Origin of the sequence: Rhodopseudomonas sp. P2A-2r (assembly GCF_026015985.1) — a bacterium.
Classification (GTDB): domain Bacteria; phylum Pseudomonadota; class Alphaproteobacteria; order Rhizobiales; family Xanthobacteraceae; genus Tardiphaga.
In genome coordinates, this window is the sequence record NZ_CP110389.1 from 4,603,971 (window position 1) to 4,622,659 (window position 18,689).

Here is an 18,689-nt window from a genome sequence, read left to right on the forward strand (position 1 = left end):
CGGCCCTGCCCTCGTCCCAACCCGCTAGCGCTGCGCGGCGGGCACCTTCTTCACCTTGACGGCCAGGCAGAGGATCGCGGCGATGATCGGGCCCGCGGCCAGGGTCAGCAGCGCCGGCGTGAAGCTCTGGGTGGTGTCCTTGATCCAGCCGACCAGATAGGGCCCGGCGAAGCCGCCGATCTGCGCGAAGCCGTTGATCGCCGCGAGACCGCCGGCGGCGGCGGGTCCCGTCAGGAACAGCGTCGGCAGGCTCCAGAACACGCCGAGCACCGCCCACACGCCGGCTGCGGCGGCGCATAGCAGCAGCAGACCGACCAGCGGGCTCGGCGCAAAGGCGCTGGCAGCGAGGAACACGCCGCCGAGCAACGCCGACAGCGCGGTGTGCCATTTGCGTTCGCCGGTGGCGTCGGAATTGCGGGCCACGAACACCAGCCCGAGGGTCGCGAACACGAACGGGATCGCGGTGACGAAGCCGGTCTGCAGGTCGGTGAGCCCGCCGATCGAGCGCACGATCTGCGGCAGCCACAGCACCACGCCGTAAACCGCCATGGCGTTGAACATATAGATCAGCGTCAGCAGCCAGACGCGGTAATCGCTGAAGATGGCGCGGAACGAATGGGTGCCGACGGCCTTGACCGCACGGTCCTCGCGATCCAGCTCCGCGATCAGCCAGCTGCGCTCGGTGGCGGTGAGCCAGCGGGTGTCGGTCTGCGGTCGGTCGACGAGATAGAAGAAGGTCACGACACCGAGAATGACGGCCGGCGCGGCCTCGAGGATGAACAGCCATTGCCAGGCCGCGAGGCCGAACCAGGTCGGATTGCTGGACAGGATCCATCCCGACAGCGGCGCGCCGATCACCGTCGACAGCACCGTCGCGGTCATGAAGCCGGCGGTCGCCTTGGCGCGGTCGCGCTGCGGAAACCAGTAGGTCAGATACAGCAGCACGCCCGGCACGAAGCCGGCCTCGGCGAGGCCGAGCAGAAAGCGCACGATGTAGAAGCTGGTCTCGCCCTTCACGAACGCCATGCAGCAGGACACGATGCCCCAGCTCACCATGATGCGGGCGATCCAGCGGCGCGGACCGACCTTGTGCATGATCATGTTGCTGGGAATTTCGAATGCGATGTAGCCGAGGAAGAAGATGCCGGCGCCGAGACCGTAGGCGGTCGCCGACAGGCCGAGATCCTTGTTCATGTGGATGGCCGCGAAGCCGACATTCACACGATCGAGGTAGTTGATGATGAACAGCACGAAGCAGAAGAACACGATGCGCCAGCGCAGCTTGCCAAGCACGCTTTTGCGGATGTCATCCTCGACCGTGACGGGAGGATGGGTAGCGATCATCGACATGGGATTTCCTCATTTCTTGATTGGTATTTGACCTGGCGCCGGCCACGACCGGCGCCAGGTCATCGGCACGCGATCAGTAGGTCGCGCGGCCGCCGGAGACGTCGAACACGCCGCCGGTCGAGAACGAGGCTTCCTCGCTGGCGAGCCAGCAGATCAGCGACGCCACTTCGGCGATGGCACCGAAACGCCCGATCGGAATCTTCGACAGCATGAAGTCGATGTGTTCCTGGGTCATCTGATCGAAGATTGCGGTGCGGACCGCCGCAGGGGTCACGCAGTTGACGCGGATATCGGTCTTGGAGACTTCCTTGCCGAGCGACTTGGTGAAGCCGATCACGCCGGCCTTGGAGGCGCTGTAGGCCGAGGCGTTCGGATTGCCTTCCTTGCCGGCGATCGATGCGACATTGACGATGCGGCCGTAGCCGCTGGTCTCCATGACGCGGATGGCCGCCTGGTTGCAGTAGAAGATGCCGTTGAGATTGACATCGACCACGCGGCGCCAGGCATCGACCGGATAGTCGCGCACGGTAGTGTTGGGACCGGTGATGCCGGCGCTGGCGACGAGCACGTCGAGGCCGCCGAGCGCCTTGACGCTGGCATCCATGGCCCTGGCCACCGCATCGGCGTCGGCAATGTCGACGACCTGGACGTCAACGGCGCCGCTGCTGGTCCGGGCGGGCTGCAGCAGCGCATCGGTGAGATCCCACAGGCTGACCTGCGCGCCCTCGGCCGCGAGCCGCGTGGCGACATCGAGGCCGATGCCCGAGGCACCGCCGGTGACGATGGCCTTGCGGCCCTTGAAACGATCCTTGAACAACATGGTCAGACTTTCAGCTGCGGGAGAAGGCGATGACGCGCTGGCGCTGGGTGCCGAGCTTGGCGATCCCGAGCGTCATCACATCGCCGGGCTTGAGGTAGATCGGACTGGGCTTCTTGCCCATGCCGACGCCGGGCGGCGTGCCGGTGGTGATGATATCGCCGGGCATCAGCGTCATGAACCGGCTGAGATAGCTGACGATCACCGCGCAGTTGAAGATCATGGTGCGGGTGCTGCCGGTCTGCATGCGCGTGCCGTTGACGTCGAGCCACATGTCGAGGGCCTGGGGATCGCCGACTTCGTCCGATGTCACCAGCCACGGTCCGACCGGACCGAAGGTGTCGCATCCCTTGCCCTTGTCCCAGGTGCCGCCGCGCTCGATCTGATACTCGCGTTCGCTGACGTCGTTGACCAGGCAGTAGCCGGCGACGTGATTGAGAGCCTCGGCTTCGCTGACATAGCTGGCGCGCTGGCCGATGACGATGCCGAGTTCGACCTCCCAGTCGCTCTTGACGGACTCCTGCGGCAACATCACGTCGTCGTTCGGCCCGCTCAGCGAACTGATCGCCTTGGTGAACACCACCGGCTCGCCGGGGATCGGCAGATTGGATTCGGCGGCGTGATCGGCATAGTTGAGTCCAATCGCGATGAACTTGCCGACATTGGCGATGGGCACGCCGAGGCGCGGCGCGCCCTCGACCAGCGGCAGCGATTGCGGATCGATCCCGCCGAGACGAGCCAGCGTCGCCGGCGCCAGCGCGGCCGCATTGATATCGGTGAGATGGGCCGACAGATCGCGGAGACGTTGATCGGCGTCGAGCAGGCCTGGTTTTTCCTGGCCCACGGGGCCGTAGCGCAGCAGTTTCACTGGATTGAATCCCGATGTTGGTGGACGGACGGACGAGCGATCACCCGGCGTTCGGCCAGGTCATCGCGCATGGTTGGGCAGACGGGGGATGGTGAGTCACACGGCAATGGCAGCGCCGCTTTCAACTTCCTCCCGCCGATTATTATTATCCCAATATGTGGGACTTTGTTACGATATGTGGTATCAGACTTATCGGCGGTGGCGCTGTCAAGAGGATCTTTGGCAGCGCATCACCGTGGGCACCGATGCCATGGCGTCCTCGAAGAGGCCGTCATGGTAATCACAGGCGGATGGCGCGCTGCTGCCGCTCGATCACAGGGAATGCCGATGTCTGATGTTTTGCGCGAATCTCCGGCAGCATTGACGGCCAATGCCGCGCCGCCGGAGCGCCCGGCGCCCCAGGGCGCGCAGACGCTGATGCGGGCGCTCGATGTGCTGGAAGCGATCGCCGCAGGCACCGTGGATCTCGCCGCGCTGTCGGCGAAGCTCGGCACCACCCGCAGCACCACCCATCGGCTCGCCTCCGCACTGGTCGATCGCCGCTATCTCAATTTCTCGCCGCGCGGCGGCTACAGCCTCGGGCCCAAGCTGCTCGAACTCGGCTTCCGGGCGCAACGCGACATGCCGCTGCGCCAGGTGGCGCATGGCCATCTGGTCGAACTGGCCGCACTCACCCAGGACACCGTGCAACTCGGAATCCTCGACGAGAACGTCGTGCTCTATATCGACAAGGTGCCCGGCCAGCGCCGCTTCGAGATCCGCTCGACCATCGGCGACCGGCACGCGGTGTGGTCGACGGGGCTCGGCAAGGCGCTGGTGCTCGACAGCAACGAGGCGGACTGGAAGGCCTTCTACGACAGGGCCGCCGGCGCGCGGCGCTCCGCGGAGGACTGGCAGCAATCGCTGGCGCGCATGCGCACCTATGCGCAGAGAGGCGCCGCCTTCGACCTGGAAGAGAGCGCGCCGGAGCTGCGCTGCGTGGCCGCCCCGATCCGCGACGCCAGCGGCGCCATCGTCGCCGCGATCAGCGTCTCCAGCATCGCCCAGTACATGCAGCCGGAGCGCATGGACGAGCTCAGCCACGATGTCCGCGCCACCGCCGCATCGGTCAGCCGGGCGCTGGGCTGGCGGTAGCACGTGTCCTCATCAATTGCGGGTTCGTGTGGGAGCGAGCGTGTGATCCGTTACGATTGAAGCGATTTGGTATCGTGTCCCGGACGCGGTGCGGCCTGGCGAAGCGAAGCTTCGCACCGCAGTGCCGCTCCGCAGATCCGGGACCGCACCAAATGCTGTCTGCAGTGCACTACGCCTCCTGCGGAGGCGCAGTGCACTGCGTCCGGACACGATTCCATCGAGACTGTGTCTCGGCTTCGAATGTTCACCCGTGTCGGCGTCCAACACTGCCCCCCGCATAGCTCAGGAATCAGAAATAGTTTGCAGCACTTATGTCGCTCCGGGTAGGGGCAGCCTTGGGCGCCGATCGGGGGTCAAAGGCCATGCCGATTCACAGTCGCGTTCCCTGAACCGGAAGCAGCTCAGAAGGCTGCCTCTTATTCACGCTCCTCCGGTCCAACACACCACGGTTTCAATACGCTGTTCCACGATCGGAGCAGTATGACGGCGGGCACATTCATCTGTCTGCCGGCAGCTACTAATCAGCGAGGAGCTTCGAGAGGCAGCATCGGCTGGTCCGCGCGTGCTATTGGCAAATGAACAGATGCCTCGAAGCCGGAGGACGCGCCTGGACGTGGCGATCTTAAAATGAGTGGGCTTTCGATTCGATCCGCGATGGCGGAGACTATTGCGAGGCCCAATCCGCTGCCGTCTGTGGTTGCGCCCGCTCGCTCGAAACGGGCAGTGAGATGAGCGAGAGCATCCCGCGGCAGGACGGGCCCTTCGTTCGCAACGATCAATTTCCCATCCGGCGCAAGAGACACTTCGACCGGGGAGGCTTCCGAGCCGTGACGCACAGCGTTCTCCACCAGGTTTCGACACAATATCCCGAAGGCGTCAGGATCGAGGTCTGACATCACCGGCTTCTCTGGCAGCGTCAGCGCGATGCGGCCAGGCGCTCCTGTTCGCGCGATGTCCTCGACCACCAGCCGCGCGACGATTCTAAGATCTACAATTTGATTCAGGCGGAGCTGTCCGCCTTCCGCCCGTGCGAGCTGCATGAGACGCTCAGCAAGTCGCGTGAGCCGCTTAAGCGTAGTCTCAATGTCAGCCGCCCTTGCTCTTGCGGCCGAGTCACTGGTTTCCGACTGAAGGCGCTGCGCTTGCGCGATAGCGCCGGCAAGCGGCGTGCGCAATTCATGCGCGGCATTGGTTGCGAAACTGCGCTCGGCCTCGAAGGCTTCACGCAATCGCGCAAGCAGGCTGTTTAGTGTCGCGGCCAGTGGGTCGATCTCCGAAGGCAGCTCGTCTGTGGGGACCAAGGAAAGGTCGCGGGCGCTTCGAGCCTCAAGGACTGCCCGAAAGCGTCGCAACGAGCCGAGGCTCGTCCGGACCGCAAGTGCGATTGCCGCCAGCGCGACGGGCAGCACGATCAGCAGCGGCAGGCCGAGGCCCAGCTGGATCTCCCGCGCGACCGCCGCGCGATGGGCGAGCGGTTCGGCGACGGTGATGCGGATCGTCCCCTGGATCGCCGCATCATTGTAGAGGCGATGAGTTGCGGTCTGCCGGAAGCCGGGGCCGTCCCAGGTCGGGAACACCGCCGGATCAGCCGCGTGGGATTGCAGTAGGATGCGATCCTCGGGATCGCGCACGACATAGGTAAAGAGTTCGTCATGCTCGCGGATCGGCGCGAGTCTTTGGGTCACCCCTCATCATCGCGCGCGATGATGTCGGTTACGGCTAGCGGCAGAATGCGCTCCGCGGTTTCCCGTAAGGAGGAGTCGAACACCTCGTCCATCTCGGCCCGCACGATAACGGCCGTGATCGCCGCGGCGAGCAGCCACAGGATCGACAGCACCAGGCCGATGGATAGCCCCAATCTGGTCTGGAGGCTTCGGGGCAGCCTCATGACTTTCCAAGCCTGTATCCCAGACCGCGCTCGGTCTCGATGACCTGCGGCCCGAGTTTCTTGCGGAGGCGGCTTACATGGACCTCGATGGCGTTGCTCTCCACCTCCGTATCGAAGGCGTAGAGCTTCTCCTCCAGCTGCGCTTTGGACAGAAGCTGACCGGGGCGCGACAGGAAGGCTTCGAACAGGGCCCATTCGCGCGCTGTTAGTTGGACGGGCTTGCCAGCAAGGCGGACGCTGCGCGCCGCAAGGTCGATATCCAAGGATCCATGGCTGAGGATCGGGTTTGGATTGCCGCTGTATCGCCGGGCGACCGATCCTATCCGGGCGGAAAGCTCGGCAAGATCGAATGGCTTCACGAGGTAGTCGTCAGCGCCCGCATTCAGCCCATCGATCCTGTCCGACACTTGGTCGAGCGCGGTCAGGATGATTACGGGCGTCACGTCGCCTCCCGCACGTAGGCTCTTCAGAAAGCTGATTCCGCGGCCGTCCGGCAGCATGAGATCGAGAAGGATCAGATCGTAAGCCGCACCGCGAATGGCGTCGACTGCCATGTCCAACCGCGTTGCCCAGTCCACCGACTGTCCTTCACCGGCAATCTGATCGCGCACTGCCGCGCCCAGAACCGTGTCGTCCTCGATAAGCAGGATACGCATCGCTCGTCTCGTTCCTTTCCCGATCGCCTTCCATGATCCGTCTAACTGACGCAACGCTGACGCCGTCAGAGGCTGCGCGTCAGGCTCCTGTCAGCTTCACCTCGCACGATTTGCCTCAAGATGAGCATCTGGAGTTTGCGCCATGAAGAAGGCATTGACAATTCTCGGCTTTCTCGCGGCTTTTCCGACTGGGACCGCAATAGCCGACAACCGCTGCTTTGTGCCCATGACAGAGTGGCAGCCGCGAGAGGCCGTGCAGCGCTTAGCACAACAAAACGGCTGGAATGTTCGCCGCATCAAAATCGACGATGGCTGTTACGAGATCGACGGCAGTAACGCGGAGGGGCGCCGCATCGAAGTGACAGTGCATCCCGCAACGCTTCAAGTGATCAAGATCGAATACGAGGACGAGGGCGATCGTCCTCGCCGGAAACGCGAAGGGGGCGGCCATGACTGATTCCTCGGCGCGTGGCGCAGCCCAAGTGGACAACGGGATGTCCGGCAAGATGCGGGTCTGGGACCCGTTGGTGTACGTATTTCATTGGGGCCTCGTCGTCGCGTTTGCAGTGGCCTGGCTGACTGCTGAGGAGCTCTTCACCGTTCACGAGATCGAGGCTACGCGGTCGCGTGCCTGGTCGCGTTCCGCCTCATCTGGAGCCTGGTCGGCAGCCGCTACGCGCGCTTCGTCCAGTTCCTGAAAGGCCCGGGAACAACGCTATCCTATCTCGGTGACATGGTGCGCGGAAAGGAACGGCGCTACCTCGGCCACAATCCCGCCGGCGCCGCCATGATCGTGGCGCCCGCATGGGCCGACGACGATGGCGATCGCGGCGAAGCGGAAGGATCGCTGAAGGAGGTCCATGAGACACTGGCGAACCCGATGCTTCTGCTCGTAGCGCTGCATGTCGGCGGCGTGGTGCTGGCGTCCTTCCGGCATCGCGAGAACCTCGCCCATGCAATGGTCACCGGCGACAAGCGCGCACCCGGTCCTGGCGACATCGCCTGATCAACGGAGCCCCAAGGCTGATCGGGACTTATCGCCTTTGGCCCCGCTCTCACCGGCGGGGCCGTTTTCTTCCTGACGGCAAGCTGAAGCGGAATCCCTCCGCCGTCAGTAAGTCCTCAGGTCGGTTCTTCATAGTGGTCACAGTAGACGAAAGGAGACCCTGCCATGAGAAAGACCCTGACACTTCTTGTCGCCACCACGGCTCTGACGGCTGCCATTGGCGTCCCTGCCTGGAGTGCGATGCAGCCCTCGGTTGACGGAAGCCTTAGGCCCATCGCCGCGCTCTTCGAAGATCGCGCGAAGGCGATGCCGCTCGTCCTCGTCAGTGGCGAGGACGGCGATGACGACCACCGCTACCGCAAAAGCTCCCAGCGCGGTCACGACGACGTTGATCATGATGATGATGACGATGACGGCCGCAGCAGCCGCGGCGGGGCGGGTAATCCTGCGCCCGCGGGCATAGTCGCACCTCCGCAGAACGGGCTTTTCGGGAACGGCGCTCCGCCGCAGGTCCAGGTGAACTGAGCCTCTTCGAAGCAACACTCATACAAGGATCAAAACGATGAAGCCGCTGCTCGCAGCACTCTCCCTGACCACGGCGCTGACGGTTCCTAGCCTCGCGATGGCGCGGCCGGTCACGCTGACCACGACACTCAACAACTATGGCGGCGATGGCGCCTATCTCGCGCTCTATGTTAGGGACTCGTCCGGCAAGTATGCCGGCAGCCTCTGGATGGCCGGCAGAAAGTCGAAATACTACCAACACCTGACCGACTGGTACCGTGCAACCAACGGCGATAATGTGCAGGTCAACGGCATCACCGGCGCCAGCATCGGGACTGGCCGGACGCTGAAGATCACACTCGACCTTGCAGATGCGCTCTTTGACGCCGGCTACACCCTGCACATCGACGCAGCTGTCGAGAACATGCGCGAAAGTCCGAACGAAGTGGCGGTGGCCCTGACGACGGCAGGCGCGGGCAAGCCTGTGAAGGGGCGCCGCTACGTCGCCAACTTCTCCTACGGCATGTGAGGAGACGAGGCCATGATCCGTGCGTTCCATCGCTGGCCGGGTCTTCTGGCCCTCGCTCTCACGACCATCCTCAGTCTGAGCGGTGCGGCCCTGTCGATATTCCCTGCGGCTGAGCGAATGACTGCGCCGCAGGCCGAGGCCGACCTGACGGTCGCCATCCTGGCCCAGCGCGTCCAGGCAGTCTATCCGGGCGTTGAGCAGATCCGTCGGTCGCCCTCGGGACGGATCACGGCCTACCGGATCGATCAAGGTGTACCAGGTGCCGCCGTGATCGAACCCGCTACCGGTCAAGGAGTGGCCTCAGCCGATCGAAACCCAGCCGAACGCTGGCTCACAAACCTTCACCGCTCGCTGTTCCTCGGTGACGGGGGCGCATCGCTATGGCCGCCGGCGCGGCGGCGATGCTCATCCTGTCGCTCAGCGGTGTGGCGCTGGTCGCGCGGCGCGCGGGCGGCTGGCGGCGCTGGTTCTCGCCACTGCACGGGCCATTGGCCGGTCGCCTCCATGTTGAGATTGCCCGCATCGCTGTCTTCGGCCTTGTCCTTTCGTCGGCCAGTGCGTTGTGGATGACGGCCTCCACCTTCGATCTGCTACCCGATGGTGGCATCAAACCGGTCCTCCCGGTCGATACGAGCGGGAAAACGGGCGTGGCGCTCCACCGTATAGCAGTTCTCGGCAGTACGCCCGTGGCCGAGCTGCGCGAACTGAGCTTTCCCAATCCTGACGATGTGACAGACGTTTTCAGGCTGAAGACGGACCGCGGAACCGGCTATCTCGATCAGGGCACGGGAACGCTCCTAAGCTGGGCCGATCAGACCGGGTGGGAGCGTGTTTCGGAAACCATCTACATGCTGCATACCGGACAGGGTGCCGCGACACTCGGCCTTGTACTGGGGCTGATGGCGCTTGGCGTGCCCACTATGGGTGCGACGGGCATGCTGATCTGGCTTGCTGGGCGGCGCGGGCGGCCCCGCATCCGTGGCAACCAACCAGCCGGACGGGCCGGGACGATTTTGCTTGTCGGCAGCGAGGGCGGCAGCACCTGGGGCTTCGCCACGACACTCCATTCTGCGCTGAAGCAAGCCGGGCAGAGCGTGCACGTCGCTCCCATGTCAGCCTTCGCGCCGGGCCGCTATGGCCGAGCCGAGCGGATCATTGTGCTGGCCGCGACGTACGGCGACGGCGCGGCGCCTGCTTCGGCTAAGGGTTTCCTCGACCGGCTGAACGCGGCCGATCGCGCGCCTAAAGCCCCCTGGCCGTTCTCGGCTTCGGCGACCCGAGCTTTCCCGCCTACTGCGCCTTCGCCAAGGTTGTCGCTGCCGCGGCCAAGGCCAAGGGCTGGCCAGAACTCCTGCCCCTCGACACGATAGACCGCCAGTCTCCGCAGGACTTCACGCGATGGGGCCGCGCTCTTGGGCAGGCGCTGGGGATGCGTCTTGAGCTGTCGCACCAGCCCGTTCTTCCAGTGACGGAGACGCTGACGCTCGTCTCGCGCCGCGACTACGGCGCTGAGGTGCAAGCACCGACGGCGATCTTGCGCTTCGCCCTGCCGTGCACGAAGCTCTGGCAACGGCTGGTGGGGGCGGGCTTCGCGCGCTTCGACGCGGGCGACCTCATCGGGATCCTGCCCGAGGGCAGCCCCGTGCCGCGCTTCTACTCGCTCGCCTCCGCGCGCCGAGACGGCTTCATCGAGATCGTAGTCAGGAAGCATCCCGGCGGCCTTGCGTCGTCGCAGCTGACCGCGCTCGAACCAGGCGACACGGTGACCGCCTTCCTGCAGCGCAATCCGGTCTTCCAGCCCGGCCGAGGTCGCGCGCCCTTGATCCTGATCGGCGCTGGAACCGGCATCGGGCCGCTCGCGGGCTTCGCGCGCGGCAACGCGCGCCGGCGGCCCCTCCACCTCTTCTTCGGTATGCGTCATCCCGACAGCGACTTCTTCTACGGCGAAGAGTTGCCGGGCTGGCGGGACGACGGCCGTCTGACCCGTCTGGTCACGGCTGCCTCGCGCGGAGCGCGGCCCCACTACGTGCAGGATGCGCTGCGAGGTGATGCCACTCAGGTGGCGAAACTGATCCGCGATGGCGCCCGAGTGATGGTCTGTGGCGGACGCGATATGGCCGCTGGCGCGGCCGACGCGCTGGCCGAGATCCTCGCGCCAATCGGGCTCACGCCTGCTGCTCTGAAAGCGGAGGGACGATATGTCGAAGATGTCTACTGAGCAGGCGCGCTTCGCTCTGAATGGCCCGACCATGGGCACGCGCTGGTCAGCGCTGTTCTTCGCGGGGCAGAACTTCGACCCGGACCCGCTCCGCTCTGCGCTGCAGGCGGCCGTGGACGAGGTAGACACCCAGATGTCCACTTGGAAGCCCGACAGCGACCTGATGCGCCTCAATGCGGCGCCCGTGGGCGCTTGGGTCGCGGTGCCCGAGCGCCTGAGGGACATCCTGCGGCTTGGTCTGGAAATCGGGCGCGCTTCAGGCGGGGCCTTCGATATCGGTATGGGAGATGCCGTGACGGCCTGGGGCTTCGGACCGGACGCCGGAGGGTCCGACCGCGTCCGGGCAGCGATGGCGAAGACCCGCGGGCCCGCGCATGCAGCACTGGAGATCTACGAGACGCACATCCGCAAGTCCGCGCCAATCGCGATCGACCTCAACGGAATCGCCAAGGGATACGGGGTCGACCGGCTGGCCGAAATTCTCCGCAAAAACGGGCTCGTCGACGCCCTCGTTGGGATCGACGGTGAGATGCGTGCGCTCGGGCTGCGGCCAGATGGAGAGGCATGGACCATAGCGCTCGAGGCGCCGGACGCCGAGCGCCGGACGCCCCATTCCATCCTCGCGCTGCAAGACGCTGCCGTTGCGACATCGGGTGACTACCGCCACTGGGTCGAGGTGCAGGGGCGGCGCCTGTCGCATACCATGGACCCGAACCGTGGCGCGCCGCTGCTCGCTTCGCCCGCTTCCGTAACCGTCGTGGCCCGCACCTGCGCCGAGGCTGATGCCTGGGCGACAGCGCTCATGGTGCTCGGCCCCGAAAGGGGAACTGCATTCGCAAGAAAACAAAGGCTCGACGCCCTGTTCCTCCTGCGCGAAGATCACGAAAGCGTCAGGGGCGTGGGAGTCGGGCGACTCTTTCCAGAAGAGCCAGCGGCGTTGACCCCTACCAAGGCCCGTTGACCCGCATGAATCAGGAAAAACCGATCGCTTGAAGACCCAATTCTTTTTCTGGTCGCGACCGGCCTGATCACCGGTCTTGCATTCTGGTTCGCTGGAAAAGCCGACATCGCGAACGTTGTCCGGTTCGTCGGGGTTGTCCCCGCGCTCGTGGTCGAGATCCTGCGCAGCATCGGGCGCGGCGAGGTCGGGCTGGATCCGATCGTAGCACGATAATGCGCGAATTAAGCGTAGTTTGACTGGCGTTTCGGCCAACTACGGACATGCCGCTTCACCGCAGTAACCGACGCTTTGTGCCAATAGTGGATAACTTCGTGCCAAACGCAGACTATCATTCGTGGCTGTTAGCTGTTGACGGAACGACATATACGATACGCATCCCTTGCTCTTCAGTGTGATCTCGTAGTTCGACCGAACATCTTCGATTGGGATTGAAGGTAATTTGCAGGGCTTGGGCTGATTTCCACGCAACATTCCCTTTCATTTCATCGGAGGTCCCGCCCAGCGCAACGCAGTCGGATTGGAAAACCCTGTTGCGAGCCGCCCAAGCAGTGCCGTCAGCCTGTGCCGTTGCAACAACTCCGACGTACTGGTGCAATCCGGGTGCAAAGCCGGGTCCTCCCAGAAAAATGATTACTGCCTTATGTTGACCATCGGGCGCGAGAATACTGCTCACAACTTCGGCGCTACTTGGAGCCGTGTCGCGCGGGACAACAATCCACAATAAGGCATTAAATACGAGGTACAGCGCGCCAACAAGCGCGAGAGTACCGATCAATGCTAGCTTCGTGAAACGCGGGATGGACATGGTTGAAACGCAACTCTTTTTGAAAGTGGGCAAGCTCGCATTTATATGCCTTAAACTTATCAACCTATCCAATTCGAGAAAGGCGCAATTTTATAATTCGAGTCGAAGTCCGCTAAGGGTCAAATCCGGAAGCAGATGGCGCGATCATGGCTCTACGAGCCAATGAAGCAGTGCAGCCTCAGAAGAGCAAACAAGCTCGCTTATAGCGTCGAACGTCCGGTCTGGGGTCCATCACAGCGACCTCAGTCAGATCACCTGCCTTCCCCGCGAAGCGCCCGCAAGCCTGAACGACGAAGTCAATTACCGGCGGCACCTTTTCCGCCTCCCAATTTTCCACCTGCATCCGAATAATTTCGCCTGAGCACTCGCGCGATAAAGCGAGGACGCGTCCTGATAAGAGCTTTGCCCCCGGTCGCGGTTTATCGCATGTCGTAAAGCGGTAAATCGCACGACAGTCCATCTGAAGGCATTCCGCGGCTCGCGCGGAAGCGGCGATTGGCTCATCAATCGCGAACAGTGCGGCAAACAGCGTGAACGATACAAGTCGAAGCATTGCTGGCCTCCAGCCTGCTGAGCTTAGATAGTGCTTGGTTGCTGGCGAACATAAGACATGATGGGCATCGAGGACAAATGACCGCTCTGGGTCACTCGCGTCGATTTGACAGTGCGCGACGACTTCCGGACCATCCCCATCTGCAGACAATTTCCGAGCCAGTCGGCGCTTCGCATTTGTGCCAATTGCGGGAATAGCCTTGTCAATCACCCGCACATGTTCGTTCCGGCCAGTCCACTTGTGCTTCAACGAGCTGGCTCGCTGCACGTCGCGGCGCGATGCGGCGGCCACCAAGCGGAATCCTGAGAATTTGAGTCCTGCCGCAGAAAACATTATTCATATATGCAGCCGAGGATTGTCTGCTCTAACCCCCGAAGGTGCTCGATGAAACGCAGCATACGATCAGAGCTATCGCTATCGTCTATTGCCGCTGCCGTCCTTGGGCTCGTCTCAGCAATTTCACCACAAATCGGCAGCGCGGCCGAACCTCGGCTCGGTTTTGACGCCGTCTTGCAGATCGGTTCCCAGGGCACCTCCGCCATTGAGATTGCCCCTGACCGCACATGGTTTCTCACGGGAACCCAGCGCGAGGTCACTGTCCGCGACGTGAACACCGGAATCATATTTCGTAGTCTGGTGGCCAGCGGGGGCACACGGTTTACGCGCATGGCCATTTCGCGTGACGGGAGTGTTGTTTTTGCACGGGTTGCGCGGGACACCGGTGAAGTGGAGACCGCCGCTTGGTCCCCAGCAACTGGCCTGCGGATCGAGAATGCGGGGATGCTTGCCCCACCTCTTGAAGCGTACAACTGGACATGGATCGAGCACAAATGGCCGTCGTCTTGGCCGCGCGATCCGGACGGGCCGCGCGATCCGGCGACCGAGAAACAATATCTCGTAGATCAGAAATTGGCTTCCCTGATTGATCTAGAGAAGGTCGAAAGCGTCGAATCGACCGATCGGCAAGACTTCATTCAAGTGACGACCGCAGGCGAGAGGCAGGATGGTTTTGACCCATTTGATAATAACGCCGAACCAGGTTGGTCCTACCATGTGTATTTCATCGACGTGATCAGGAAGGAGATCGTCGCCGACGTTTCCGGAAAGACGCTACGCACCTTCTGCGGTCGTCCGCATGGTGCTTTCGCATTCGACGAACAACATCTTTTGCTTGCACCAACGGAACTTGATGCCAGCAGTTCCAACGTAAATGCGTTGCTAGTTGATGTCAGCGCAACGCCGCCGGCACTCAAATGGACCTGGCCCTGTCAGGACACCCAGGTTTCGGGCATTACGTTTTCTCGTGGGCTGATCATCGTTCGAGCAACACCAGATCAGGCTACGATATGGGACCCGGCGACAGCACGCCGCATTATGCATCTCGAGGATATATACGACAGCGACGTCCTCGCATGGTCCACCGACCTCTCGACGTTCGCGGTCGGATTTCATGAACAGCGGACGACTAAGGAGCGGCAAGGATACGGGGTTGAGGTCGTCCGATCGGCCAAGAAGCTATTCTTCCGGACGGATGAGGAGGTTCTTGAGATTCGTCTTGGCGAAGATGGAAGCAAGATCTTTGCACGAACGAATGCTGGTTGGTCGGCCTGGAACGCAGCGAGCAACACCAAGTTGTCCTCTTTCGTCCTTCCTTCCGCTCCCGATGAAGCCATCCGAGGATATCAATCGAACGAATCTCCAAGAGCCAAGCTCGAGGTCGTTCAGCCAGCTTACGGCGTCGACCCATGTGCGGATTTGCGCTCAACTTCGAACATGTCGATCAAGCTGTGCGACATAGCCTCTGGGCGATCACTCTGGCTGGCAACCGCCAGCGACGGCACAGCAGGTCGAGAGTTTCTGATCGTGCAATTTGCGGATGGGCGGGTGCTCGTGTCGGAAGGCGCGGAAGACCTAGTCAAATTTGTTAAGGCGTTCGATGTGCGTCCATTCACGGATCAACGCGGTCGCTAAATCAGTCTCCTGCAGAAGCCCTCTCCGTAGATCGGGAGCAAAACGAAATCGAAGGCTATGGTGTGAAGGGCGCAGTCCGATCTTACTTCCCAGCGATGTCCGACTTGAGTCAATCGCGTCACTCTCGCTGTACGCCGATCACTTCCAGTCTACCCTCAACTACGGACATGCCGCTTCACCGCAGTAACCGACGCTTTGTGCCAATAGGCGACATAACTGTCTTCGCCTGCCGACCACCGGGTGAGGCGGATAACCAGATCTGATCTCGAAAGACTTGATTAACTGTCTTTCGTTGCGAAAACGGCACATGCCGCCTGTTTATTCAGCCTGAGCAGATCCTGTTCTTGTCCGACTGGTTCAGCCCACTTACTTTCATACCTATGATTTGCGGATTGCACGATCAAAGATTCGCATTCGAACCGTGCGGCCATGCGAAATTAGGATGACGATCATGCGCCAATGCATGGGGGATGCGACGAGCCGGCGACAGCCGGATGACATGCGCCCCACGAGTCCCGACGGAACCCGAATGCTTCGAGTACTTCTAGTCGGCGCGTCGGCGATCGCGCTGACGGCGTTATCCGCGAGGTCTGCGTCGGCCCAGGTGAACTGGACGGGAAACACCAGCACTGACTGGATGCTCGCGACCAACTGGGCCTCAGGCGGCCCTCCCGCCGCAGGTCAAACCGTCAACATTGGTGTTCTCGGAGCACCGCCGACCAGGGACGCGGTCCTCGGCCTCAGCGGTCCGGTCAGCGTTTCGGTGGGGACGACGAACATTGGCAATAGCGGCGGAACGGCCGGCAATCTTACGATCCAGAATGGCAGTACGCTGACAAGTACAGGTCAAGCCCGGATCGGAATTAGCGCAACAGGAATCGGAACCGGGACGGTGACCGGACCGGGATCGTTGTGGAACATCACCGGCGGCAATTTCTTCGTCGGCTTTCTCGGTGTCGGCACGCTCAACATTCAAAACGGCGCGAAAGTTACAGTAGGATCCAGTACGACCCTAGGCAGCGGCGCCGCCTCTTCCGGTACGCTCAACGTCAGTGGCGGCGGCACGCTGCAAACCCAGTCCTTGCGGGGTGGAACCGGCACGGTCCAGGCCAGTTTCGACGATGGTATTCTCCGGGCCACAGCGAGCAACGCGACCTTCATCAATGGATTTTCCGGCACCAAGCTCGATATTCTCGCGGGTGGAGTAACAATCGATACTAATAGCTTCACCGTCGGCACCGACGCGACGTCCGCTTTCACCGGCACCGGCGGCCTGACCGTGACGGGCGGCGGCACTTTCAACCTGCTGGCGAGCAGCTCCTATTCCGGCGCAACCTCGATCCAGTCCGGCAGCGGCCTCGCGCTTGAGGGCGTCGGCGCCATCGCGAGTTCCAGCAAGGTAATCGCGAACGGCGCCTTCGATGTCTCGGGTATCACTGCGGCCGGCACCAGTATCCAGAGTCTGGCGGGAAGCGGCACCGTGGCGCTGGGCGCCAAGAACCTGACGCTGACCAACGCGAACGACCTGTTTTCCGGCGTGATCTCCGGCACCGGCGGGCTGACGCTTAGCGGCGGCAAGCAGACCCTGTCAGGCGTCAACACCTACACCGGCGGCACCACGGTGAGCGGCGGCGCGCTCGCCGTTAACGGCAGCGTGTGCGGCGCCATGACCGTTCTGGCCGGCGGCACGCTGCAAGGCACCGGCACGGTGTGCGACACGTCGAATGCCGGCATTGTGGCGCCCGGCAATTCCATCGGCACGCTCACCGTCGCCGGCAACTACACCGGCAACGGCGGAACGCTGCAGATCGAGACGGTGCTGGGCGGCGACGCTTCGCCGACCGACCGGCTTGTCGTCACCGGCAACACGGCGGGCAGCACCAATGTGCGGGTCACCAACCTCGGCGGCACCGGCGCGCAGACTGTCGAAGGCATCAAGATCGTCGACGTCGGCGGCGCCTCCAACGGGGCGTTCGCGCTGCTCGGTGATTACGTGATCCGGGGCCAGCAGGCGGTGGTCGCCGGTGCCTATGGCTATACGCTGCAGAAGAACGGCGTCAGCACGCCAACCGACGGCGACTGGTATCTGCGCTCCAGCCTGATCAATCCGCCTTCGGCGCCCGGTTCGGCACCGGCGGCGCCTGCGGGGCCGCTCTACCAGCCCGGCGTTCCGCTTTACGAAAACTATGCGCAGGTGCTGCTGGGCATGAATGAACTGCCGACGATGCAGCAGCGCGTCGGCAACCGCTATTGGGGTGGCAGCGATGCCATGGCGCGGATCGGCGAGGCGCCGGCGCCAGGCGCAGCACCGGCCGCGTCGACGGCGTTCTGGGGCCGTATCGAAGGCGGCCAATCGAATCTGCAGCCGTCCAGTACGACGGGCGCAACCTATCGGGCCGACCAGCTGAAGGTGCAGACCGGCCTCGACGGTCTGCTGATGGAGACCGAGCGCGGCCGGTTGATCGTCGGACTCACCGGGCAATATGGCCTGACGACCGCCAACGTCGCATCGGTCTCCGGTGATGGCCGGATCCGCGTCGAAGGCTCCGGTGTCGGCGGCACGCTGACCTGGTTCGGCGACAACGGCTTTTATGTCGACGGCCAGGCGCAATCGATGTTCTACCGCAGCGATCTGTCCTCGGTGCTGACCGGAATCATGGCGCGCGGCAACGAAGGCGTCGGCTATGCGTTCAGCGCCGAAGCCGGCAAGCGATACGCCGTCGGCAACGGCTGGTCGCTGACACCGCAGGCGCAACTATCCTATTCGAAGGCAGAGTTCGACGGCTTCACCGACCGGTTCGGCGCGACGGTGTCGCTGCGCAGCGGCGACAGCCTGCTCGGTCGCGCCGGACTTGCGCTCAACCACCAGAAGACCTGGAACGACGGCGCGGGCATCGTATGCTCGGATATTTACGGCATCGGCAATCTGCGCTACGAGTTTCTTGACGGCACCAACGTCGATGTTGCCGGCACCGGCCTGGCCAGCGCGCAAGACCGGCTGTGGGGCAGCATCGGCGGTGGCGGTACCTACAGCTGGGCCGATGGCCGCTATGCCGTGTTCGGCGAAGTGTCCTACAATGCGAGCCTGAACGACAGCGCGAACAGCCACAGCTATAAGGGCAACGGTGGCTTCCGCGTCACGTGGTGACTTCGCGCCGACCTGAAGAACGGTGCAGCTCACGCGGCAATACATGCATGACCCATTCTCCGCGCGAGTACGCCGGCATCAATTGCCATCTGAGATGAGTTCCCTAATGGGTCATTCGCGTCGATTTGGCAATGTATCGATGACTTCCGCCTTATCCCAATAACCAGACATTCCCACGGCCGGTTGGCACTTCGCAAAAGTGCAATGAACAGACAAGGTAGAAATAAGCTCAGAACAGAACGAGTGATACCCCAGCACCAAGTTAGCTACTGACCTTCTGC

14 protein-coding genes and 2 pseudogenes are annotated in these 18,689 nt (G+C 62.9%); 9 read left to right on the top strand and 7 right to left on the bottom strand.

What is annotated here, in order from left to right:
• Nucleotides 1–24 precede the first annotated feature (24 nt).
• From ONR75_RS22335 to ONR75_RS22345, 3 genes are all read right to left on the bottom strand, one after another.
• Nucleotides 25–1,350, bottom strand: coding sequence for an MFS transporter (locus ONR75_RS22335; RefSeq protein ID WP_265079165.1), 1,326 nt, complete (start codon nt 1,348–1,350; stop codon nt 25–27).
• A 73-nt stretch (nt 1,351–1,423) separates the two neighbouring features.
• A complete protein-coding gene (locus ONR75_RS22340; RefSeq protein WP_265079166.1) occupies nt 1,424–2,170 on the bottom strand; it encodes an SDR family NAD(P)-dependent oxidoreductase in 747 nt (248 codons plus the stop codon).
• 10 nt (nt 2,171–2,180) lie between these two features.
• A complete protein-coding gene (locus ONR75_RS22345) occupies nt 2,181–3,035 on the bottom strand; it encodes a fumarylacetoacetate hydrolase family protein (RefSeq protein WP_265079167.1) in 855 nt (284 codons plus the stop codon).
• A 327-nt stretch (nt 3,036–3,362) separates the two neighbouring features.
• Here ONR75_RS22345 and ONR75_RS22350 point away from each other — a divergent pair, with 327 nt between their 5' ends.
• Entirely contained in the window at nt 3,363–4,169 is an 807-nt protein-coding gene (locus ONR75_RS22350) for an IclR family transcriptional regulator (protein WP_265079168.1), read from the top strand.
• Nucleotides 4,170–4,690: 521 nt separating this feature from the next.
• Here ONR75_RS22350 and ONR75_RS22355 read toward each other — a convergent pair.
• Nucleotides 4,691–6,057, bottom strand: a pseudogene (locus ONR75_RS22355) (ATP-binding protein).
• Nucleotides 6,054–6,713 carry a response regulator transcription factor gene (locus tag ONR75_RS22365; protein WP_265079171.1) on the bottom strand — a complete coding sequence of 220 codons (660 nt, stop codon included), beginning with the start codon at nt 6,711–6,713 and terminating at the stop codon, nt 6,054–6,056. The pseudogene ONR75_RS22355 and the gene ONR75_RS22365 overlap by 4 nt, the downstream one beginning before the upstream one ends.
• 142 nt (nt 6,714–6,855) lie before the next feature.
• On the opposite strand from ONR75_RS22365, the gene ONR75_RS22370 reads away from it, so the two are divergent.
• From ONR75_RS22370 to ONR75_RS22400, 6 genes and pseudogenes are all read left to right on the top strand, one after another.
• Nucleotides 6,856–7,170 carry a PepSY domain-containing protein gene (locus tag ONR75_RS22370; RefSeq protein WP_265079172.1) on the top strand — a complete coding sequence of 105 codons (315 nt, stop codon included), beginning with the start codon at nt 6,856–6,858 and terminating at the stop codon, nt 7,168–7,170.
• Between the two features lie 276 nt (nt 7,171–7,446).
• Complete coding sequence (locus ONR75_RS22375; protein ID WP_265079173.1) at nt 7,447–7,719, top strand: cytochrome b/b6 domain-containing protein; 273 nt, start codon at nt 7,447–7,449, stop codon at nt 7,717–7,719.
• A 165-nt stretch (nt 7,720–7,884) separates the two neighbouring features.
• On the top strand, nt 7,885–8,244 hold the full coding sequence (locus tag ONR75_RS22380) for a hypothetical protein (protein WP_265079174.1): 360 nt from the start codon (nt 7,885–7,887) through the stop codon (nt 8,242–8,244).
• 37 nt (nt 8,245–8,281) lie between these two features.
• Complete coding sequence (locus ONR75_RS22385) at nt 8,282–8,752, top strand: DUF2271 domain-containing protein (RefSeq protein ID WP_265079175.1); 471 nt, start codon at nt 8,282–8,284, stop codon at nt 8,750–8,752.
• Between the two features lie 12 nt (nt 8,753–8,764).
• A pseudogene (locus tag ONR75_RS32535) lies at nt 8,765–10,970 on the top strand (PepSY domain-containing protein).
• On the top strand, nt 10,951–11,931 hold the full coding sequence (locus ONR75_RS22400; RefSeq protein ID WP_265079177.1) for an FAD:protein FMN transferase: 981 nt from the start codon (nt 10,951–10,953) through the stop codon (nt 11,929–11,931). Before ONR75_RS32535 ends, ONR75_RS22400 begins: the two are co-directional and overlap by 20 nt.
• 328 nt (nt 11,932–12,259) lie before the next feature.
• Here the strand turns inward: ONR75_RS22400 and ONR75_RS22405 are convergent, their stop codons facing one another.
• Both ONR75_RS22405 and ONR75_RS22410 read right to left on the bottom strand, forming a co-directional pair.
• Nucleotides 12,260–12,706, bottom strand: coding sequence for a hypothetical protein (locus tag ONR75_RS22405; RefSeq protein WP_265079178.1), 447 nt, complete (start codon nt 12,704–12,706; stop codon nt 12,260–12,262).
• 208 nt (nt 12,707–12,914) lie between these two features.
• Nucleotides 12,915–13,580, bottom strand: coding sequence for a hypothetical protein (locus ONR75_RS22410; RefSeq protein WP_265079179.1), 666 nt, complete (start codon nt 13,578–13,580; stop codon nt 12,915–12,917).
• A 93-nt stretch (nt 13,581–13,673) separates the two neighbouring features.
• On the opposite strand from ONR75_RS22410, the gene ONR75_RS22415 reads away from it, so the two are divergent.
• Nucleotides 13,674–15,260, top strand: coding sequence for a hypothetical protein (locus tag ONR75_RS22415; protein WP_265079180.1), 1,587 nt, complete (start codon nt 13,674–13,676; stop codon nt 15,258–15,260).
• Nucleotides 15,261–16,152: 892 nt separating this feature from the next.
• Nucleotides 16,153–18,408, top strand: coding sequence for an autotransporter outer membrane beta-barrel domain-containing protein (locus ONR75_RS22420; protein WP_265079181.1), 2,256 nt, complete (start codon nt 16,153–16,155; stop codon nt 18,406–18,408).
• Nucleotides 18,409–18,689: the final 281 nt, after the last annotated feature.